Genomic DNA, 2,195 nt, shown 5'->3' on the forward strand with positions numbered 1-2,195 from the left:
GAAGGCGCCGTGTCAGAAAGGCATGTACTGGCTGACACAACGCTTTCGCGAGCAGGCTCGCTCCCACATTGGTTATTGGTGATGTTGAAACAGCTCAATTTAACTGCAACGTCTCATTGAACTGGCTGATCGCATCCACCACATGTCGCGAGCCCTGCTGAATCTCGAGGATCACCTCGCCCGCCTCGTTCGCCAGTTCCACGCCCAACCCGGTTCGGCTCAGGCTCGACTGCATGCTCGATACCGCGCTCAGCGACAGGTCGTGGTTCTTGCGCACCACGTCGACAATTTCCAGAGTGGCCTGACTGGTCCGCGCGGCGAGGCTGCGCACCTCATCGGCGACGACGGCAAAACCCCGCCCATGCTCACCGGCCCGCGCCGCTTCGATCGCGGCATTGAGTGCCAGCAGGTTGGTCTGGTCGGCAATGCCGCGAATGGTCTGGACGATGGTGCCGATGATGTCCGACTGTTTGCTGACCGCATCGATGCTCACCGCCGCTTCGTTCAGATCGCGGGAAATGTCCTGAATGATCTGCACGGTCTGCTGCACGACTTGTGAGCCTTTTTGCGCGCAGGCGTCGTTTTGTACCGAGGTGCTGTGGGCCGATTCCGCAGCGTTTTGCAGGGTGGTCATCTGCCGGGTGATGTCGCTGGCGAACTTGACCACTTTGTACAAGCGGCCCTTGGCGTCGAACAGCGGGTTATACGAGGCTTCCAGATAAACCATCTGCCCGGACTTGTTCTTGCGCTCGAAACGGTGCGAGTGATATTCGCCGCGATTGAGCGAAGCCCAGAACGCCTTGTACTGCGCGGATTCGGCTTCGGCACGGTGACAGAACAGGCTGTGGTGCTGGCCGACAATTTCAGGGTGCGCGTACTGCATGGTCTGCAGAAAGTTGTCGTTGGCGCGGATGACATGGCCTTCGGGAGTGAACTCGATCACCGCCATGGAACGACCTATCGCCGCCAGCATGGCTTCTTCTTCATGTTCTTTGTTGATGCGTGCGGTGATGTCCGCCGCAACCTTGATCACACTTCTGACCTGTTTGTCGGGCCCGAACACCGGCATGTAACTGGCTTCAAGCCAGATCTCACGGCCACTTTTGTTCAAACGCAGGAACGTGCCGCTGAGCGGTTCACCACGGGCCAGGTCGCGCCACAACTTCGCGTAGTCCTCGCTGCGGTAGAAGCTTTCTTCACAGAAGATCCGATGGTGTTTGCCGCGCACTTCATCGGCGCTGTAGCCCATGGTCTTGCAGAAGTTCTCGTTGGCGTCGAGAACGATGCCGTCCGGAGTGAACTCGATCATCGCCATCGAGCGGCTGATTGCCTCTATTTTCGCGTTGGCCTCGGTCAGCGCACAGCTGAAACGCTCGATTTCCCGCAGGTCAGCCTTGTGATGTAGGTTGAACATGGTTGTATCACCTTCCGCGCGTTCTTTTGATTTGATGAAAGTTCAGGTCTTGCAAGATCCATCACTACGTTCCACAGAACAGGCACACGCCTTCCTCCACGGGAGGAAGTTGTCAGGTGATAAATGATGATCAATCGGAGGGTCCCTGCAGCGACGCTCTGATCAAGACATCCTTTTCTTGATAGCCCGCAAGCGGGCCAGCCCTAACGCGTAGAAGAACTTCCATTTAGATGACGCTCCTTGTTGGTTCAGTGTCGGTGCCTTGGATTGCGCACTCTGGCAGCATGAATCACGGACCAACCTGGCACCGCCGCCCTGTTGGCATGACGGTCGACATGGTTAGTTACCTGCAAAGCATAGCCATCCCGACGCCGGGCGCAAGGCCACTAGTCGGCCAGTATCTGGCATTTTTTGCACAAGAAACGGTTCAGCGCGGGAAACAGTGTGGTGAAAACGGGCGTTTTCGCCAGCGAAGCGGAAGCCCGCGAAACGGGCTCCCGTAGGGATTGCTTAATGGCCGAAGATGTCGACCTTCTTGGCTTTCTTCTCTGCGCGTTTTTCGAGGGCGGTCTTGGCCGGCTTCTTCTTCGCGGCTTTCTTTGAATCCATACCTTTGGCCATGATGCATGCTCCACTTACAAGGGATGTAACACTGGGTATACCACCTATTGCCGCACAGAAGGCGCTTATAATCCCCGGCCCTTGATTATGTTGCTCAAACACCATGCCCGAACTGCACATCGCCCCCCTGGCTGAGCCGCTGTGGCCGCTGCTGAACACG

The 2,195-nt window shown here is 57.1% G+C and carries 2 protein-coding genes and 1 pseudogene; all 3 read right to left on the minus strand.

Translation table 11 applies throughout. The features are described 5' to 3' along the window. Positions 1-94 precede the first annotated feature (94 nt). Positions 95-634: a methyl-accepting chemotaxis protein gene (locus tag F8N49_RS28725; RefSeq protein WP_223259141.1), complete on the minus strand. Its 540-nt coding sequence runs from the start codon at positions 632-634 to the stop codon at positions 95-97. Between the two features lie 6 nt (positions 635-640). Then, a pseudogene (locus F8N49_RS28730) lies at positions 641-1,414 on the minus strand (PAS domain-containing protein); the annotation flags it as partial. A gap of 510 nt (positions 1,415-1,924) precedes the next feature. Next, positions 1,925-2,195, minus strand: a 271-nt coding sequence (locus F8N49_RS28140) for a hypothetical protein (protein ID WP_218574938.1), incomplete at its 5' end; no start/stop codon positions are given.

Source organism: Pseudomonas sp. GXM4 (assembly GCF_008923895.1).
Classification (GTDB): Bacteria; Pseudomonadota; Gammaproteobacteria; order Pseudomonadales; family Pseudomonadaceae; genus Aquipseudomonas; species Aquipseudomonas atacamensis.

Coding starts and splice junctions, on each gene's coding strand:
- F8N49_RS28725 (WP_223259141.1), bottom strand. CDS start 634: ATGACCACCCTGCAAAACGCTGCGGAATCGGCCCACAGCACCTCGGTA.